The sequence below is a fragment of the Albidovulum denitrificans genome, from assembly GCF_002973535.1.
In the GTDB taxonomy this organism is placed as follows: Bacteria; Pseudomonadota; Alphaproteobacteria; order Rhodobacterales; family Rhodobacteraceae; genus Albidovulum; species Albidovulum denitrificans.
The window spans coordinates 33,479-50,883 of sequence record NZ_PVEP01000005.1 but is presented as its reverse complement, the minus strand read 5'-3'; the positions used below and the strand labels follow the sequence as shown (position 1 = coordinate 50,883).

At 65.6% G+C, this 17,405-nt stretch carries 18 protein-coding genes and 1 riboswitch; of the genes, 7 read left to right on the top strand and 11 right to left on the bottom strand.

The genetic code is table 11. The features are described 5' to 3' along the window. Positions 1-149: 149 nt before the first annotated feature. The 8 genes from LX70_RS12175 to LX70_RS12140 all read right to left on the bottom strand — a co-directional run bounded on the left by LX70_RS12175 (position 150) and on the right by LX70_RS12140 (position 8,704). A complete protein-coding gene (locus tag LX70_RS12175; RefSeq protein ID WP_105515056.1) occupies positions 150-1,256 on the bottom strand; it encodes a LytTR family DNA-binding domain-containing protein in 1,107 nt (368 codons plus the stop codon). A 268-nt stretch (positions 1,257-1,524) separates the two neighbouring features. Next, complete coding sequence (metK, locus tag LX70_RS12170; protein WP_105515055.1) at positions 1,525-2,691, bottom strand: methionine adenosyltransferase; 1,167 nt, start codon at positions 2,689-2,691, stop codon at positions 1,525-1,527. 5 nt (positions 2,692-2,696) lie between these two features. Continuing rightward, positions 2,697-2,748: riboswitch (SAM-SAH riboswitch) on the bottom strand. A gap of 33 nt (positions 2,749-2,781) precedes the next feature. After that, the gene (gene lnt / locus LX70_RS12165; RefSeq protein WP_245885067.1) at positions 2,782-4,311 is read right to left on the bottom strand and encodes an apolipoprotein N-acyltransferase; all 1,530 of its coding nucleotides are present in this window, start codon (positions 4,309-4,311) and stop codon (positions 2,782-2,784) included. A gap of 4 nt (positions 4,312-4,315) precedes the next feature. Then, positions 4,316-5,197, bottom strand: a complete 882-nt coding sequence (locus LX70_RS12160) for a hemolysin family protein (RefSeq protein ID WP_105515054.1) — start codon at positions 5,195-5,197, stop codon at positions 4,316-4,318. After that, positions 5,187-5,744 (bottom strand): rRNA maturation RNase YbeY, encoded by a 558-nt coding sequence (gene ybeY / locus LX70_RS12155; RefSeq protein WP_105515307.1) that lies wholly within the window; start codon positions 5,742-5,744, stop codon positions 5,187-5,189. The genes LX70_RS12160 and ybeY overlap by 11 nt, the downstream gene beginning before the upstream one ends. After that, positions 5,728-6,747 carry a PhoH family protein gene (locus LX70_RS12150; protein WP_105515053.1) on the bottom strand — a complete coding sequence of 340 codons (1,020 nt, stop codon included), beginning with the start codon at positions 6,745-6,747 and terminating at the stop codon, positions 5,728-5,730. The genes ybeY and LX70_RS12150 overlap by 17 nt, the downstream gene beginning before the upstream one ends. 158 nt (positions 6,748-6,905) lie before the next feature. Next, the gene (miaB, locus tag LX70_RS12145; RefSeq protein WP_105515052.1) at positions 6,906-8,231 is read right to left on the bottom strand and encodes a tRNA (N6-isopentenyl adenosine(37)-C2)-methylthiotransferase MiaB; all 1,326 of its coding nucleotides are present in this window, start codon (positions 8,229-8,231) and stop codon (positions 6,906-6,908) included. Positions 8,232-8,293: 62 nt separating this feature from the next. Beyond that, complete coding sequence (locus LX70_RS12140; RefSeq protein WP_105515051.1) at positions 8,294-8,704, bottom strand: GFA family protein; 411 nt, start codon at positions 8,702-8,704, stop codon at positions 8,294-8,296. A 203-nt stretch (positions 8,705-8,907) separates the two neighbouring features. Here LX70_RS12140 and LX70_RS12135 point away from each other — a divergent pair, with 203 nt between their 5' ends. Continuing rightward, a complete protein-coding gene (locus tag LX70_RS12135) occupies positions 8,908-9,774 on the top strand; it encodes a hypothetical protein (RefSeq protein ID WP_105515050.1) in 867 nt (288 codons plus the stop codon). A 22-nt stretch (positions 9,775-9,796) separates the two neighbouring features. Here the strand turns inward: LX70_RS12135 and irrA are convergent, their stop codons facing one another. Then, the gene (gene irrA / locus LX70_RS12130; protein WP_105515306.1) at positions 9,797-10,222 is read right to left on the bottom strand and encodes an iron response transcriptional regulator IrrA; all 426 of its coding nucleotides are present in this window, start codon (positions 10,220-10,222) and stop codon (positions 9,797-9,799) included. Positions 10,223-10,385: 163 nt separating this feature from the next. Here irrA and fabA point away from each other — a divergent pair, with 163 nt between their 5' ends. Genes fabA through LX70_RS12115 form a run of 3 tightly spaced genes read left to right on the top strand, consistent with a single transcriptional unit; the run spans position 10,386 to position 12,942 of the window. Next, positions 10,386-10,895, top strand: coding sequence for a bifunctional 3-hydroxydecanoyl-ACP dehydratase/trans-2-decenoyl-ACP isomerase (fabA, locus tag LX70_RS12125; RefSeq protein ID WP_105515049.1), 510 nt, complete (start codon positions 10,386-10,388; stop codon positions 10,893-10,895). 22 nt (positions 10,896-10,917) lie between these two features. After that, positions 10,918-12,147, top strand: coding sequence for a beta-ketoacyl-ACP synthase I (fabB, locus tag LX70_RS12120; protein ID WP_105515048.1), 1,230 nt, complete (start codon positions 10,918-10,920; stop codon positions 12,145-12,147). Between the two features lie 6 nt (positions 12,148-12,153). Next, complete coding sequence (locus LX70_RS12115) at positions 12,154-12,942, top strand: enoyl-ACP reductase FabI (protein WP_105515047.1); 789 nt, start codon at positions 12,154-12,156, stop codon at positions 12,940-12,942. A gap of 97 nt (positions 12,943-13,039) precedes the next feature. Here LX70_RS12115 and LX70_RS12110 read toward each other — a convergent pair whose 3' ends face one another. Beyond that, positions 13,040-13,636, bottom strand: a complete 597-nt coding sequence (locus tag LX70_RS12110) for a hypothetical protein (protein ID WP_105515046.1) — start codon at positions 13,634-13,636, stop codon at positions 13,040-13,042. Between the two features lie 150 nt (positions 13,637-13,786). Here LX70_RS12110 and LX70_RS12105 point away from each other — a divergent pair, with 150 nt between their 5' ends. Genes LX70_RS12105 through LX70_RS12095 form a run of 3 tightly spaced genes read left to right on the top strand, consistent with a single transcriptional unit; the run spans position 13,787 to position 16,265 of the window. After that, the gene (locus tag LX70_RS12105; protein WP_105515045.1) at positions 13,787-14,467 is read left to right on the top strand and encodes a haloacid dehalogenase type II; all 681 of its coding nucleotides are present in this window, start codon (positions 13,787-13,789) and stop codon (positions 14,465-14,467) included. After that, positions 14,464-15,291, top strand: coding sequence for an alpha/beta fold hydrolase (locus LX70_RS12100; RefSeq protein WP_105515044.1), 828 nt, complete (start codon positions 14,464-14,466; stop codon positions 15,289-15,291). The genes LX70_RS12105 and LX70_RS12100 overlap by 4 nt, the downstream gene beginning before the upstream one ends. Next, the gene (locus tag LX70_RS12095) at positions 15,288-16,265 is read left to right on the top strand and encodes a threonine ammonia-lyase (protein ID WP_105515043.1); all 978 of its coding nucleotides are present in this window, start codon (positions 15,288-15,290) and stop codon (positions 16,263-16,265) included. The genes LX70_RS12100 and LX70_RS12095 overlap by 4 nt, the downstream gene beginning before the upstream one ends. A gap of 97 nt (positions 16,266-16,362) precedes the next feature. Here LX70_RS12095 and LX70_RS12090 read toward each other — a convergent pair whose 3' ends face one another. Further along, positions 16,363-17,364, bottom strand: a complete 1,002-nt coding sequence (locus LX70_RS12090; RefSeq protein ID WP_105515042.1) for a polyprenyl synthetase family protein — start codon at positions 17,362-17,364, stop codon at positions 16,363-16,365. Positions 17,365-17,405: the final 41 nt, after the last annotated feature.

Sequence of the window (17,405 nt, the reverse complement as noted above, 5' to 3'; positions counted from 1 at the left end):
TTGCCGCGCGATAGGCCGCATTTCGCCTTCGCGCCAGAATCGGGGCATCAATCGTCGGGAATTGTCTTGAACTGACGGGCCGCGCCCGTTGGCGTCAGCCTATCTGTCGCCAATTGACCCCGGCAGCCTGCCGGTCATAGCCCCGCCAGTCAGGTCGGCGCCGCCGGGGACGTGAAGCGACGCCCCTCTTTCAGCCGGGCTTCAACCGCACGGCGGCGCGCACGCGGAACGCCGATCTCGCTGCCGTCCCTCAGGACGATCAGCAACTTGCCATCGGGCGACGGCGCGCAGCGCTCCACCGTCGGGAAAGCGATCCAGAGCGAGCGATGCACCTGAAGCCCGTAGGCGTCAGGTATCAGGGCAACCGCGTCCTTGATCCGGTGGCGCAGCATCCTCTCGCCCTCAGAGGTGGTGACGCGGATGTAATGTTCTTCGGCGCGGATCGTTTCAAGCTTGCGCAGGTCGATCCTCTCCCCGGCAAGCGTGATGCTGGTCGAAGGGGGCGTTGCCTTGACCGGCGCGCTGGCCCTGTTCGCGGCGGGCTTCGGCGCCGCGGCCCTGGGTCTTGGCGCCTCCACCGGCGGGGGCGCCGGGCGCAGCGGCGCCTCGGCGCGGGGGCGGGGACGAAAGGGAATGACCGCCTGTGACCGATGCCCCGCGACATCGGCGCCCGGCGAAACGCGCGGGCCGACCAAGACACCGGAATAGGCCCGCGCATGGGGGATCACAAAGATGGAATAAAGAACCTCAAGCATCAGGAAATAGACATATTCGCTCACAAAAGCTTCGAAAAGCCCGCCGAAATAAGGCCAGTGCGGCCCCCAGACGTAATAGACATATTCCCACTTGACCATCTCCATGACAGCGACGGCGCAGAACATCAGGAGCGGGCCGGGGATCACCAGCCGGTCGAAGCGGTGCAGAAAGCGCAGCAGGATCGCGAAAAGGCCCGTCAGGGCCGCGATAACCACGAAAGCCATGACCACGAATACGGTCACGACATGCCACCACGGCAGCCCGATGAGTCTTTCCACCGGGTAGAGATAGGCTACCAACCCGTCCGCGACCAGAAAGTAGATAAGCGAATAGCGGTCGGTGATGATCTGCCAGAAATCGCCGAAGGACAGGCGCAGCTTCTGGCCGTTGATCAGGACAATGGTCAACTTGCGCGGAATCCGGCGGGCGGCATTCAGGCCCGCGTCATGCCCGACACCGACACCGTCCCGCACCGCATCCCCGCCATAACCACCATACATGTTACCGACATCCCATTGCTACGCCGGAGACGGCCTGGCCGTCTGTACCTTTGATCCCACGAACTGCCCCATGTTTCGCCGCGACCGCCTTTCGGATCAAGTGCGAACACCCGTTTTTCGTGTACCTGGGCAACCGGACGTGCGCGGAACGGGCCTTTCCGAGGGGCGGGGGGACAGCACGACGCTTATGAAACCAGCGACAGGACGATCAAATCAAGTCTGACGGAAACGAAAAGGACCGGGCCGCGATGGCCCGGTCCCGCATTCCTCAGACCGACTTTTTCAGCACCTCGGCCAGATCGGTCTTCTCCCAGCTGAAGCCGCCATCCGCTTCGGGCGCGCGCCCGAAATGGCCATAGGCGGCGGTGCGCTGGTAGATCGGCTTGTTCAGACCCAGATGGGTGCGGATGCCGCGCGGGGTCAGGTCCATCGCCTGCGCCACGGCACGCTCGATCGCGGCCTCGTCCACCATGCCGGTGCCATGGGTGTCGACGTAGATCGACAAGGGTTTCGCCACGCCGATCGCATAGGACAGTTGCAGCGTGCAGCGCGTGGCCAGGCCGGCGGCGACGACGTTCTTCGCCAGATAGCGCGCCGCATAGGCGGCCGAGCGATCCACCTTGGTCGGGTCCTTGCCCGAAAACGCACCGCCCCCGTGCGGCGCGGCGCCGCCATAGGTATCCACGATGATCTTGCGCCCGGTCAGGCCCGCATCGCCATCCGGCCCGCCGATCACGAACTTGCCGGTCGGGTTCACATGCCATTCGGTCTCGGCCGTCAGCCAGCCCTCGGGCAGCACGTCGCGGATATGCGGCTCGACGATCGCGCGCACATCGGCCGAACTCAGCGCCGGGTCGATATGCTGGGTCGACAGCACCAGCGAGGTCACCCCGACCGGCTTGCCGCCCTCGTACCGGATCGAAAGCTGCGACTTGGCATCGGGGCCAAGCTTCGGCTCGGTCCCGTTCTTGCGCACCTCGGCCAGGCGGCGCAGCATCGCGTGGGCATAAAGGATCGGCGCCGGCATCAGCTCCGGCGTCTCATCCACGGCATAGCCGAACATGATGCCCTGATCGCCCGCGCCCTCATCCTTGTTGCCCGAGGCATCGACGCCCTGGGCGATGTCGGCGGACTGGGCGTGCAGGTAGCTGTCGACCTTCAGGTTGGCCCAGTGAAAGCCATCCTGCTCATAGCCGATGTCCTTGACGCATTCGCGGGCGATCTCCTCCACCCGCTCGATGACGGCGCCGGGGCCGCGCACCTCGCCGCCGATGACGACGCGGTCGGTGGTCGCGAAGGTTTCGCAGGCGACACGGGAATGGGGATCTTCGGTAAGGAACGCATCAAGCACGGCATCCGAAATCCGGTCGCAGACCTTGTCGGGATGCCCTTCGGAAACGCTTTCCGAGGTAAAGACGTAGTTTTGTCGGGACATGAAAATGCTCCATTAGGGGGTCAGCCCCGCCACGCCAGGAAGCCGTTGTGGCAGGTGTGCCGCTTTGCCTACCCCGTCGCCCCCTCGGGGTCAATCGCGTTTGCGACGCCCGGAAAGGAGAAGCGCCAATCCCGCCGCGAGGACAAGGATTGTTGCCGGGACATCACCCGTGCGGGAATAAAGCGTCCGGGGCAGCGCCCCCGGCACGGCCGCGTCGATCACCCCGTCGGTGTTCAGCGCCAGCGCGTGCAGCACCCGCCCGCGCGCGTCGATCACCGCCGAAACGCCCGTATTCGCGGCCCGCAGCAACGGCAAACCCTGCTCGATCGCCCGCAGCCGGGCCTGCGCAAGGTGCTGATAGGGGCCTGAGAGATTGCCGAACCACGCATCGTTGGTGATCTGCAAGATCCAGTCCGCCCGCTCAGGCGCGGCGTTCAGGTCCTGGGGAAAGACCGCCTCATAACAAATCAGCGGCAGCACCTTTCCGGCCGCGCCAAGATCAAGCACCCGCGCGCCCGGCCCGGCGGAATAGCCTAGGCCGACCTGCGCGGCGAAGGCCGAAATCCCAAGATCCGCGATCCGGTCGACAAGCGGGACATATTCGCCGAACGGAACGAGGTGCCATTTGTCATAGGTCGCCCGCACCGTCCCGCCTGCACCGATCACGGCAAGGCTGTTGTAATAGCGCGCGCCCTCCTGCCGCTGGATGCCGGTGGCGATGGGGACGCCCGCCGAGACCATCGCCATGTCCTCCAGAAGCGGCCCCGCGCGATCCAGCAGGAAGGGAATAGCGGTTTCCGGCCAGACGATCAGATCGGGCCGCGTCCCCTGCCCCGGCGCGCTGTCACCCAGCATACGGTCAAGATTGGCCTGCCACGCCTCGGGCTGCCACTTCGTCTCTTGCCGTGCATTCGGCTGGACGAGGCGGACGTGAACTTCGGGGCTGCGCGGCGGGATCGGGTCTGCCAGCCGCGCGGCGCCGAAACCCCAGCAGGCCGCGACCAGGGCAAGGCCCGCGACGCCCAGCCCGACACGCCGCCAGAGCGGAACCGCCATCACCGGCAGCACCGCCGCCAGCAGGGTCAGCGCGGACAGGCCAATCGGCCCGGTGAAGGCGGCGATCTGCGCCACGGGCGTGTCGATCCAGACATGCCCCGCCAAGGCCCAGGGGAAGCCGGTGAAGATATAGCCGCGCAGCAGGTCCGTCGCGGTCAGGCCGATCGCAAAGCCCAGCGCGCGCCCCACGCGCCCGCGCCCCAAGGCCGCGATGCCCCCGGCAAGCGCCCAGAAAAGCGCCATGCCCACCGCCATCAGCACCACCGCAAAGGGCGCCATCCAGCCGTAGATGTCGGCCTCGACCTGAAACGGCTCATAGATCCAGAAAAGCGCCGCCGCGAAATACCCCGTCCCGGCGGCCCATCCGGTCCAGATCATCTGCCCGGCCCCGGCATGCCGCACCATGATCTCGGCCAGCACCGCAAGCGCGGCCAGCGTGACCGGCCAATAGCCCAACGGCGCCTGCCCCGCCGCAGCCAGCGCGCCCAGCACCACGCATAGGCCAAGGATCGACAGAGGGGGCCGGGCGGGCGGCCTCAGCCCGGCGCGCAGGCCGAACGCCAAGGGATCACGCCCCGGCCTGCGGCAAGCGGACCCTCAGCCGCTTGATCCGGCGCGGGTCGGCATCGACCACCTCGAACTCCGCCCCGCTTTCATGGGGAATGACCTCGCCCCGCGCGGGTACCCGACCAAGCCACATGAAAAGAAGCCCGCCCAGCGTATCGACCTCTTCATCCTCGGCCTCATCGGCAAGCTTCAGGCCGATCTCCGCCTCGAACTCGCCCAGCGGCGCGCGCGCCTGCGCAAGGTACTGCCCCGGTTTCTCCAGAACCCAGAGACCGTCTTCGGACGTATCGTGTTCGTCCTCGATCTCACCGATCACGGTCTCGATCAGGTCCTCGATCGTCACAAGGCCATCGACGCCGCCATATTCGTCGATCACCAGCGCCATGTGGATGCGTTCGGACTGCATCTTCTGCAACAGGACGCCGATGGGCATCGAGGGCGGCGCGTACAGCAACGGCCGCAGCATCTTGCGCAGGTTGAAGCGTGGCTTGGGGTCGGTGAACGCCTGCTGAAGCGCAAGGTCCTTCAGGTGGATCAGGCCCAGCGGCGCGTCGAGCGTTCCCTTGAACACAGGCAGGCGCGAAAAACCGCTGTCGCGGAACGCGGTAACAAGGTCTTCCAGCCTGGCGTTGACCGGCACCGCCACGATTTCCGCCTTCGGGATCGCCACATCCTCAACCCGCATCCGGCGAAGGTTGCCGATCCCCGGCAGCGGGGTCGAAGGCCGCGCGAGGCCGTTATCGTCCCGCGCCACGCCCTCCTCATCGCTGTCACCCGTCGAGAAGGCGTCGAAAATCCGCCCGAAGAAACCGCGTTGCCCGCTACTGTCCGAGGGTTCCGACGCGTCCTGCGCCGATGGTGACCCGTCCAAGCTATCGCCCATCATCTCTTTCCAGTTCATCCGGCGCACGCCTTGCGCCGGTCCACTCATATGGGTCGTTCACACCCAGCTTCGCAAGTATCCTGACCTCGGTGGCCTCCATCAGGTCGCCGTCACGGTCGCGAATGTGATCGTATCCCAACAGATGCAGCATGCCGTGGACCAGAAGATGCGTGACGTGATCGGCCATCGCCTTGCCGTGTTCCTCCGCCTCGCGCGCGCAGGTCTCATAGGCAATCGCGATGTCGCCAAGCTCTGCCGGCATCCCCCCGACCCCGCGCCGGGGCGGATGGGGCGTGGCGCCGTCCGCCTCCGCCCCGCGTTCCTCCGATGGCCAGGACAGGACGTTGGTCGGCACCGGCTTGCCCCGGAAATCCTCGTTCAGCGCCGCGATGCGCCGGTCGTCGCAGGCCAGAAGGCTGATCTCATATCCTTCCGGCGGCAGGCCATGCGTCTCCATGACCGCGCGGGCCGCGGCTTCTGCCAGATCCTCGATACCGGCGGAATTCCACCGGGCATCCTCGATCAATGTATCAACCAGCGGCTCCATCGTCGCGGTCATAGGCCTCGATTATCCGCGCCACAAGCTGATGGCGAACGACATCCTTCGCAGTGAAGTAGTTGAAGCTGATCCCCTTCACGCCGTCAAGAATCCGCTCGGCATCCGACAGACCCGACATTTGCCCCCTTGGCAGGTCCACCTGACTGCGGTCGCCCGTGATGACCATCCGGCTGCCTTCGCCAAGCCGGGTCAGGAACATCTTCATCTGCATCGTCGTGGCGTTCTGCGCCTCATCCAGCACCACGAAGGCGTTGGACAGCGTCCGCCCGCGCATGAAGGCCAGCGGCGCGATCTCGATCCGCTTTTCCTCCATCAGCTTGGCAAGCTGCTTGGCGGGCAGGAAATCGTTCAGCGCGTCGTAAAGCGGCTGCATGTAGGGGTCGACCTTGTCCTTCATGTCGCCGGGCAGAAAGCCCAGACGCTCCCCCGCCTCGACGGCGGGACGGGACAGGATGATCTTGTCGACATGGCCGCCGATCAGCATCGTCACGCCCACAGCCACCGCCAGATAGGTCTTGCCGGTGCCTGCCGGACCGATGCCAAAGGCCATTTCGTGCTGGAACAGGTTCTTCACATAGGCCTTTTGCGCCTCGGTGCGCGGTTCGACCTGCTTCTTGCGGGTGCGCAGCTCGAACTTGCCGCCCGCGAACATCTCAAGCTGTTCGTCCAGCGTGAAGGGCGCGCCCCCGCCGCCCTCGCCCATCCGCAGCACGGCGTCGATTTCCCCGGCGTCGATCGGCCGCCCGGCTTCAAGCTTGGCGTAAAGCGTCTGGAGAACGGCCGCCGCGTGGCCCCGCGCCTCGGCGCTTCCTACCACCGCGATCTGATTTCCGCGGCGCAGGATGTGAACCCCCAACTGATGCTCCACCTGCGCCAGGTTGCGGTCAAACTCACCGCAGAGGTCGATCAGCAGGCGATTGTCGGAAAACTCCAGAAGAGTCTCATGCAAGTCTTCGGGATGCGGCGGCGGGGTCAAGGCGCTGATGCCCAAGAACGTCTCCTCAAAGCAGGGTTCCTACTAGGTATGGTGCAGCCACACCCCTTTCAACGCAAGCGCCGAGCGCGGGTTCACGCCAGAAAGTGAAAAATTGTGCAGCAAGCGGCCCATGTCGCAGGCTTAGCACGCAGATTGTAACAATCCCGCGCCCCTCAGCCGCCGACAAGCACCCCGGCAAGGGAATTCGGCGCGGTGCCGGTGATCCGCACGCGGGCAAGGTCGCCCGCCCGCAGGTCGGGTGCCGCGACATGAACCGCCTGAAGATAATCCGACTTGCCCACCATCTGACCGGCCAGCCGCCCCGGCTTTTCAAACAGGACCGAAACCTCGCGCCCCACCATCGCGTCCTGTGCCGCGCGCTGCTGTTCGGTGATGAGCGCCTGCAAGGTCTGAAGCCGCACATCGGCCACCTCGGCCGCGACAGGCGTTTTTTCGGCGGCGGGCGTGCCGGGCCGGGCGGAGTACTTGAACGAATAGGCCATGCCGTACTTGACCGCGCGGATCAGGTCCAGCGTCGCCTCGAACTCTGCGTCCGTCTCACCGGGGAAGCCGACGATGAAGTCGCCCGACATCATCATGTCGGGCCTTGCGGCACGGATACGCTCGATCAGGCGCAAGTAATCCTCGGCCTTATGCTTGCGGTTCATCGCCTTCAGGATGCGGTCGGACCCGGACTGCACCGGCAGATGCAGATAGGGCATCAGCTTTGGTTCCTCGCCATGCGCGGCGATCAGGTCATCGCCCATGTCGTTGGGGTGAGAGGTGGTGTAGCGGATGCGGTCCAGCCCGTCGATCTTCGCCAGCGCCCGCACCAGCCGCGCCAGGGTCCAGTCGCCCTCCGCCCCGGCCCCATGATAGGCATTCACGTTCTGCCCCAGCAGCGTGATCTCGCGCACGCCCTTTTCCACCAGCCCGCGCGCCTCGGCCATGATCCGTTCGGCCGGGCGCGACACTTCGGCCCCACGCGTATAGGGGACCACACAGAAGGCGCAGAACTTGTCGCAGCCCTCCTGCACGGTCAGGAAGGCCGTGGGCCGGATCGTGGCCTTCGGCCGGTCGGGCAGGTGGTCGAACTTGTCCTCTTCGGGGAAATCGGTATCGACCGTCTTTTCCCCCGCCTCCGCCGCCTTGGCCATCGCGGGCAGGCGGTGGTAGCTTTGCGGCCCCACCACCAGATCGACCAGGGGCATCCGCCGCAGGATCTCCTCCCCCTCGGCCTGCGCGACGCAGCCCGCGACGCCGACCTTCAGGTTCGGCTTCTCCGCCTTCAGGGGCTTCAGCCGCCCCAGATCGGAATAGACCTTCTCTGCCGCCTTCTCACGGATATGGCAGGTGTTGAGAAGGACCATGTCGGCCTCTTCCATCACCTCGGTCGTGACATAGCCCTCTGTGCCCATGGCCTCGGCCATGCGCTCGCTGTCATAGACGTTCATCTGACAGCCATAGGTCTTGATGAAAAGCTTCTTCGTGTCCGCCACGCCCGGCTCCCGAAAAATGGTGGCATTGCTCTACAGGCTAGGCACTCTCAGCGCAACGGCGCTCAGCCCGCGTCAACCGGCAGGCCCGGATGATCGCGCTGGAACTGCGGCAAACCGTCTTCGATACCGTAATAACCCGGTCTTTGCTCGGTGAAGATATGGCAGGAGGCTTTCAGGGTCGTCGTCTCATCCAGAGACCCGGCAAGGATGGCCACATGCGGGTGGTCGTTCGGCTTCCAGAACAGGGCGGAGCCGCAAGTGCCACAAAACCCGCGGTGGGCGAAGCCGGATGCCGCATACCAGCGCAGGTCGTCCTGTCCGGTGATCTTTAGGCTATCCCATGGCGCCGCTGTGGCGGCATAGTACAACCCGGTCTGTCGGCGGCATTGTTCGCAGTGGCAAAAGACCACGTCACGAAGCGGTGCCTCGGTCTCATATGTAACCCGACCGCAAAGACAACCACCGCTAGCCATTCCCGCCCCCTGATTGGATGACTCGTTTCGCTTGCTGTGAACTCTATCCCCGACGGGCCGACTTACAGGAGAGGAATGCGGCGCGCCGAACCGGGTTTCCGACCTGCGTCACGCCCGCCGGACAACCGTGCAGACGCCACGCCGGGATTGCATTTGCGCGCCGGGTGGCGGATTTTGCGGCAGGGACCGAAGGTACGGACGGTATGGATTTCACTTCGCTTGACGAGTTGTGCGGCAGGGGCAAGGCGCTTTTGGCCAAGGGGCCGGTTGCCCTGATCCTTGTCGAGGACATGGCCGAGATCGCCTCGACCGTGCGCCATCACGCCGATCTGGGCTTTCGCGCGGTGATCGTGTTCCTGCCCGACGGCGTCGCCCCGCCCGATGAGGTCAGGGACCGCGCCCATTGGGTGCGCCACGACACCCACGCCCCCGGCGCCCTGCCCGCCGCCGTCAACGCAGTCATCGCCGCCGCCCCCGGCACATGGTTCTATTACGGCTATAACGCCGAATACCTCTTCTTCCCCTTCTGCGACCACCGCACCATTGGCGAGATGCTGGCCTTCCACACCGAGGAACGGCGCGACGCGATGCTGACCTATGTCGTCGACATCTACAGCGACGACCTCTCCCGCCACCCGAATGCCGTCGACCGCGACAGCGCACATCTGGACCGGGGCGGGTACTACGCACTGGCCCGCACCGACGCGGTGACCGGCGAAGCGAAAGAGCGGCAGCTCGATTTCTTCGGCGGGTTGCGCTGGCGGTATGAGGAGCATGTGCCATGGGAACGCCGCCGCATCGACCGCATCGCGCTGTTTCGCGCCAAGCCGGGGCTTCACCTGCACCCCGACCACACCTTCGATGACGAGGAATACAACACCTACGCCTGCCCCTGGCACCACAACCTGACCGCCGCCGTCGCCTCGTTCCGAACCGCGAAGGCTCTGAAGTCCAATCCGGGCAGCATGTTCGACATCGTGAACTTCCACTGGCACCATTCGGTCAGGTTCGATTGGTCGCCGCAGCAGTTGATGGACCTCGGACTGATGGAGCCGGGGCAGTGGTTTTAGGCGCCGTCGCGCCTGTGGCGGGTCAGTTGTCCGGCCGCTTCAACCGGATCACCACATCCACGCGCGACAGTTCCGCGCCCTCGGGCAGTTGCGGCAGTTGCGCGATCTTCAGCTGGTCGGCGGGCGCGTCGGTCAGGAAACCGTCGTCTTCCCAGTAGAAATGCGGGTGGTCGTCCAGCCGCGTGTCGAAATAGCTGCGGCTGCCATCGACAGAGATCTCGTTGACAAGCCCGGCGTCGCAGAACGCCTTCAGCGTGTTGTAGACCGTGGCCAGCGACACCGGCTCTCCACAGGCCCCGGCGGCGGCGTGAAGCCCTTCGGCGGTGACATGGCGGTCACGCCCGTCGCCCACCAGAAGCTCGGCCAGGCACAGGCGCTGGCGCGTCGGCCTCAGGCCCGCCTGCATAAGCCAGCGCGCGCCCCGCTTCGTTTCGGCTGCCCGTGTCATCACACCATGACCCTTTTCATTCACCACCACAGTATAAAAGACCGGATCGGGAATTTTCAACGCCAGCGCACAGCCCGGCCGGAAGGCAGTAGGCTTGCCCTCTGACCGAGGCCGATGGTAGAGGGATTCAATGCCTGAAGGCACAGACAGGGGGCGGGAGAATATGGGTCTATATCCAAGCAGCTTCGACAAGGACGACTTGCTGAAATGCGCGCGCGGCGAGTTGTTCGGGCCGGGCAATGCCCAACTGCCCGCTCCGCCGATGCTGATGATGGACCGGATCACCGACATTTCCGACGATCGCGGCGAACATGGCAAGGGCCACGTCACCGCCGAATTCGACATCACCCCCGACCTGTGGTTCTTTGACTGCCACTTCCCCGGCAACCCGATCATGCCCGGCTGCCTTGGCCTTGACGGGCTCTGGCAGCTGACCGGCTTCAACCTTGGCTGGCGCGGCTGGCTGGGGCGCGGCTATGCGCTTGGCGTGGGCGAGGTAAAGCTGACCGGCATGGTACGCCCGGACCGCAAGATGCTGACCTATCACGTCGATTTCACCAAGGCCGTCCAGACCCGCCGCCTGACCATGGGCGTGGCCGATGGCCGGGTGGAAGCGGATGGCGAGACGATTTATCTTGTGAAAGACATGAAGGTCGCTCTCTCCGAGAGCTGACCCGCAGAGAAGGAGAGCGCCCATGCGCCGCGTCGTCATTACCGGAATGGGGATCATCTCGCCCATCGGCAACTCCGTCGCCGAGGTCGAGGCATCCTTGCGCGCCGGCAAGTCCGGCATCGTCTTTGCCCCCGATTACGCCGAACACGGGTTCCGCAGCCAGGTGAAGGGCCAGCCCCAGATCGTGCTTGAGGACCATATCGACAAGCGGAACCTCCGCTTCATGGGGCCGGGGGCGGCCTACAACTTCCTCGCCATGCAGCAGGCCATCGCCGACAGCGGGCTTGAGGAGGGTGAGGTCTCCAACCCGCGTACCGGCCTCATCATGGGGTCGGGCGGGCCGTCCACATCGAACTTCTTCGAAGCCCATCAAATCGTGATCGAAAAGGGCGCGCCGAAGCGGATGGGGCCGTTCATGGTGACGCGCTGCATGTCTTCCACGAACTCTGCCTGCCTGGCCACGCCGTTCAAGATCAAGGGCGTGAACTATTCCATCACCTCGGCCTGCTCCACCTCGGCCCATTGCATCGGCAACGGTGTCGAACAGATCCAGATGGGCAAGCAGGACATCGTCTTTGCCGGCGGGGGCGAGGAACTGGACTGGACGCTCTCGTGCCTCTTCGACGCGATGGGCGCGATGTCGTCCAAGTACAACGACACGCCCGAAACCGCCTCGCGCCCCTATGACGCGACGCGCGACGGCTTTGTCATCGCAGGCGGCGGCGGTGTCGTGGTGCTTGAGGAACTGGAACACGCCAGGGCGCGCGGCGCGAAGATCTATGCCGAGGTCACCGGCTATGGCGCGACCTCGGACGGCTACGACATGGTCGCGCCCTCGGGCGAAGGCGGCGAACGGTCGATGCGCCTTGCGCTGGCGACGCTGCCCGAGGGGCGCAAGATCGACTACATCAACAGCCACGGCACCTCGACCTCGGTCGGTGACGTGACCGAGATGGAGGCAGTGCGCCGCGTCTTCGGCAAGGGCTCCACCCCGCCCGTCGCCTCGACCAAATCCCTTACCGGCCACTCGCTTGGCGCCACCGGCGTGCATGAGGCGATCTATTCCCTCATCATGCTGAACAAGGATTTCATCGCGGCCTCGGCCAACGTGACCCAGCTTGACCCCGCGCTCGACCCGGCCGAGATCGTGACAGAGCTGCGCGAGGGCGTAAAACTCGACAGCGTGCTTTCCAACTCCTTCGGCTTCGGCGGCACCAACGCGACGCTCGTGATGAGCAAGTTTCAGGAGTAACGCGGCATGGCCGAACTGATGAAGGGCAAGCGCGGCCTTGTCATGGGCGTCGCGAATGAACGCTCGATTGCCTGGGGCATCGCCTCGGCACTGGCCGCCGAGGGCGCGGAACTGGCCTTTTCCTATCAGGGCGAAGCCTTCGGCAAGCGGGTGGAACCTCTGGCCGCGTCCGTCGGGTCCGATTTCCTCGTCGATGTGGACGTCACCGACGACGCCAGCATGGATGCCTGCTTTGCCGCGCTGAAGGACCGTTGGGGGCGCATGGATTTCCTTGTCCACGCCATCGCCTATTCCGACAAGAACGAGCTGACCGGCCGCTTCATCAACACCACGCGCGGGAATTTCGCCAATTCGCTGACCATCTCCTGCTATTCCTTCATCGACGTGGCAAAGCGCGCGTCCGAACTGATGCCCGAGGGTGGCAGCCTTGTGACGCTGACCTATGGCGGGTCGAACCGGGTAACGCCGAATTACAATGTGATGGGCGTCGCCAAGGCCGCGCTGGAAAGCACCACGCGCTATCTGGCCAATGACCTCGGCCCGCAGAAGGTCCGCGTCAACGCGATCTCTCCCGGCCCGATGAAGACGCTGGCCGGGGCCGCCATCGGCGGCGCGCGCGCCACCTTCCGCCATACCGAGGCCAACGCCCCGATGCGCGCCAATGCCACGCTTGAGGCAATCGGCGGGACGGCGGTCTATCTTCTGTCCGACTACGGTGCCTGCACCACGGGTGAGATCATCCGCGTCGACGGCGGCTATCATGTGCTGGGCATGCCGCAGCAAGAGAACCTGTAGGCGGGCGGCAGGTCGGTCAATTACCCCGTCCCGGACTTGATCCGGGACCTCGACGGCCGGGGCCAGAGGTCCCGGATCAAGTCCGGGACGTGTCCCTCTACTCCCTCCCCGCCTTCAACCGCTCCCTCAACCCCTCGCTCCCCTCGCGGAACCCCTCGGCATCGCCATAGGCGACGAAATCGCCGTATTGCTCATGCCTCCCGGCCATGCGGCGGGCGTGCTTGATCGGACACCAGTATTGCTCGGTCCGCCCCGCCACCTCGCGGACGAAGGAAATCAACCCGTTGCAATAGCCGCAATAGACGCAGTTCAGCTTCTGAAGCCCGTTCAGATAGGCCAGATGCTGCCGGTCGAAGGCGATATGGTCGGCGCGGCGCACCTTGGCGATGCCGTAAACCGGGAAGCAGATCGCCTGATACAGGCTCACGAACAGGTCCAGAAGCGCGAAGGGAAGGATCAGCGAATAGATCACCGGCGCGGTCAGGATCACCATCGGCCGAGCGGCGCCAAGGAATTCGCGCAATCGCACCTTCGCCGCCCGGTGGCGGGCCAGCACCTCGCGGTCAAATCTGATCCGCCCGCGCTCGATCCGGTAGCGCAGCCTGTCGCGGCTTTGGTCAAGCTCGGCGTCGATCTCGGCCTCAAGGGCGCGCAGGGCCTCTTTCAGACGTTCGACGGGGGACGGGGCGGTCATGCTACGCTCCTTATCGCTTCTGCCGGGATCGTAGCGCCATCTGCGGGGCGCGTGTCAAATGCCCCTGCGCGGTTCGGGCCATTGTCCCCCGCACATTTCCACCCTTGCCCCCCGCCCCGGCCCGCGCCAGTCTGGCGGGCGGAGGGCCGCATGACCGTTACCACCTGCATCTTCGACGCCTATGGCACGCTGTTCGACGTCACCGCAGCCGCGCGCATCGCCGCGGCCGAGCCGGGGCGCGAGGCGCTGGCCGACATCTGGCCGACGCTTGCCGAAAACTGGCGCCGCAAACAGCTTGAATATTCCTGGCTCCGCGCCGTCATGGGCGCGCATTGCGACTTCTGGCAGGTGACGCAGGACGGCCTCGACTGGGCGATGGAGGCGGCGGGGCTGACCGACCCCGACCTTCGCGAACGCCTTCTCGCACTTTACTGGGAACTTGCGGCCTACCCCGAGGTTCCGGCGATGCTGGCGACACTGAAGGAAGGCGGTTTCAACACCGCGATCCTCTCCAACGGCTCCCCCGACATGCTTCAGGGAGCGGTACGGTCGGCGGGGATCGGCGGGCTTCTCGACGACGTTCTGTCGGTCGAAAGCGTGGGAGTTTTCAAGCCCGATGCCCGCGTCTATGCCCTTGTCACCGACCGCTTCGGCTGTGCGCGCGATCAGGTGATGTTCATCTCCTCGAACGGCTGGGACGCGGCCGGGGCCTCGGCCTTCGGGTTCACCACCACCTGGGTCAACCGCGCCGGCCTGCCACAAGACCGCCTGCCCGCCGCGCCGCACCATATCCTGCCCGACCTTTCCCGGCTACCGGAGCTTCTTGCATGAACCTTCAGCATTTCACCGCCCCGGACGGCGCCCGCCTTGCCTACCGGGATGAGGGCGAGGGGCTGCCGGTCCTCTGCCTTGCCGGGCTGACCCGCGCGGGGACCGATTTCGACTTTCTCGCCCCCCATCTGCCCGGCCTCCGCCTGATCCGGGCCGATTATCGCGGGCGCGGCGGGTCGGAATGGACCGGCGCCGCGACCTATACCGTCCCGCAAGAGGCGAAGGATGCGCTGGACCTCCTTGACCATCTCGGCATCGAACAGGCGGCGATCATCGGCACCTCGCGCGGTGGGTTGATCGCGATGATGCTGGCCGCGACCGCGCATGACCGGCTTTTGGGGATCTGCTTCAACGACATCGGCCCGGTGATCGAACGCGCGGGGCTTGAAAAGATCTTCGACTATGTCGGCCGCAACCCCGCCGCGAAGACCATGGACGACCTTGTCGCCCGAATGCCCCGCACCATGCCGGGCTTTGCGAATGTCCCCGACGGCCGCTGGCGCGCCTTCGCCGAGCGGCTTTACGCGGAAACCGAAAACGGTCTTCAGATCCGTTATGACCCTGAGCTTCGCACCAGCTTCCTCGCCGCCTTCGAGGGGCCAGAGGTCGATCTCTGGCCGCTCTTCGATGCCTGCGCGGGCCTGCCGCTGGCCCTCATCCGGGGCGCGAATTCCGACCTCCTCTCCCCCGCCTCGGCCGCCGAGATGCGGCGGCGGCGGCCCGACATGGTCTTTGCCGAGGTCCCCGACCGCGCCCATGTCCCCTTTCTTGACGAACCGGAAAGCCTTGCCGCGATCCGCAACTGGCTGGAGCTGATGCGATGAATATCGGGATGATCGAGGCCGCGGCCGAACGGCTGAAGGGCCATGCAACGCTGACACCGCTTTTGACCTCCCCCTTCCTTGACGAAATGGCCGGGCGGCGGGTTTTCGTAAAGGCCGAATGCCTGCAAAAGACCGGATCTTTCAAGTTTCGCGGCGGCTGGTCGGCGGTCTCCGCCCTGCCGCCGGAAACCCGCGCGCAGGGCGTCATCGCCTTTTCCTCGGGCAACCACGCGCAGGGCGTGGCGCTGGCCGCGCGCGAACATGGCGCGCCTTGCGTGATCCTGATGCCCTCTGACGCGCCGCGCGTTAAGATCGACAACACCCGCGCGCTGGGGGCCGAGGTGGTGCTTTACGACCGCGCCACCGGCGACCGCGACGCCATCGGCGGCGCCCTGGCCGAGGATCGCGGGCTGACCCTTATCAAGCCCTTCGACGAACCGCAGGTGATCGCCGGTCAAGGCACCACCGGGCTTGAAATCGCGCGCCAGGCAGCCGAGGCGGGGGTGGATCGCGCCGATGTCCTTGTCTGCTGCGGCGGGGGCGGCCTGACGTCGGGCATCGCGCTGGCGTTTGAGGCGCACGCCCCCGGCCTGCGCGCAAGACCGGCAGAGCCCGAGGGGTTCGATGACGCGAAACGTTCGCTCGCCGCCGGACGGATCGAACGCAACCCCCGCATGGACGGGTCGATCTGCGACGCGATCATCACGCCGCAACCGGGCGACCTGACCTTCCCGATCATGTCCCGCCTCTGCGGCCCCGGTATCGCGGTCAGCGATGATGAGGCGCTGGCGGCCATCGCCGCCGCGTTCAGCCGGTTGAGGATCGTTCTGGAACCCGGCGGCGCGGTCGCACTGGCCGCGGCGCTCTTTCACAAGGATGAGGTAGAAGGCGACGCCGTCATCGCCGTCGCTTCGGGCGGCAATGTCGATCCCGGCATCTTCCGCCAGGCGCTTGACCGCTTCCCGCAGCTTTAAAGCGTTTCGGGTTTCCGTTGAGAACGCAAGTATCAGAATTCGAACGAAATAAGTTCGAATTCTGAGTCAGTGAAAACCCGAAATGCTCTGACCGGGGTCAGTTCACCCGGCTGACGACGTAATCGGCCAGATCGGACAGCATGTCGCGCAGGTCATGCGGCGGCAGAACGGCCAGCGCAGCCTTCGCCTTGTCCGCCCAGGCCAGCGCATCGTCCCGCGTCCGTTCCATCGCGCCGTGCCGTGCCATGATCGCCAGCGCCTCGGCCAGATCGCCGTCACCCTGATGGCCCTTCTCGATGGTACGCCGCCAGAACGCCATCTCGGCCTCGCTCGCATCGGCGACCGCCTTGATGACCGGCAGCGTCAGCTTGCGTTCGCGGAAATCGTCGCCGGTGTTCTTGCCGATCACCGCGCTCGACCCGCCGTAATCCAGCAGGTCGTCGACGATCTGGAAGGCGATCCCCAGCGCATCGCCATAGACATGGAGCGCGCGGACCTGATCCTCGGGCGCGGCGGCAATCACGCCACCCGCCTCGGTCGCGGCAGAAAAAAGCGCCGCCGTCTTGCCGCGCACCACCTGAAGATAGATGCCTTCATCCGTGCGCAAGTCCTGCGCCGCCGTCAGTTGCAGCACCTCGCCCTCGGCAATCGTGGCCGAGGCATTGGCGAGGATATCGAGAACCCGAAGCGATCCGGTTTCGACCATCAACTGAAACGAACGCGCGAAAAGGTAGTCCCCGACAAGGACGGAAGACTTGTTGTCCCACAGCAGGTTCGCCGTCGGCCGCCCGCGCCGCTGGCGGCTTTCATCGACCACATCGTCATGCAGCAGCGTCGCCGTGTGGATGAACTCCACCGTCGCGGCAAGGCGCACGTGATGCGCGCCCGCGTAGCCGCAAAGCCGTGCCGCCGCCAGCGTCAGCATCGGGCGCAGCCGCTTGCCCCCCGCCTCGACCAGATGGGCCGTGACCTCGGGGATGCGCGGCGCGTGTTCCGAGGCCATGCGGTCCCGGATCAGCGTGTTGACCGCGGCCATATCCTCGGCAAGGAAGGCCGCAAGACGGTCGTGGGGTTTATGTGACGTCTCGTCCAGGCTCATCGTGGTCCCGTGCTTACTCGACAAACCCGGCGGCCTGTCCT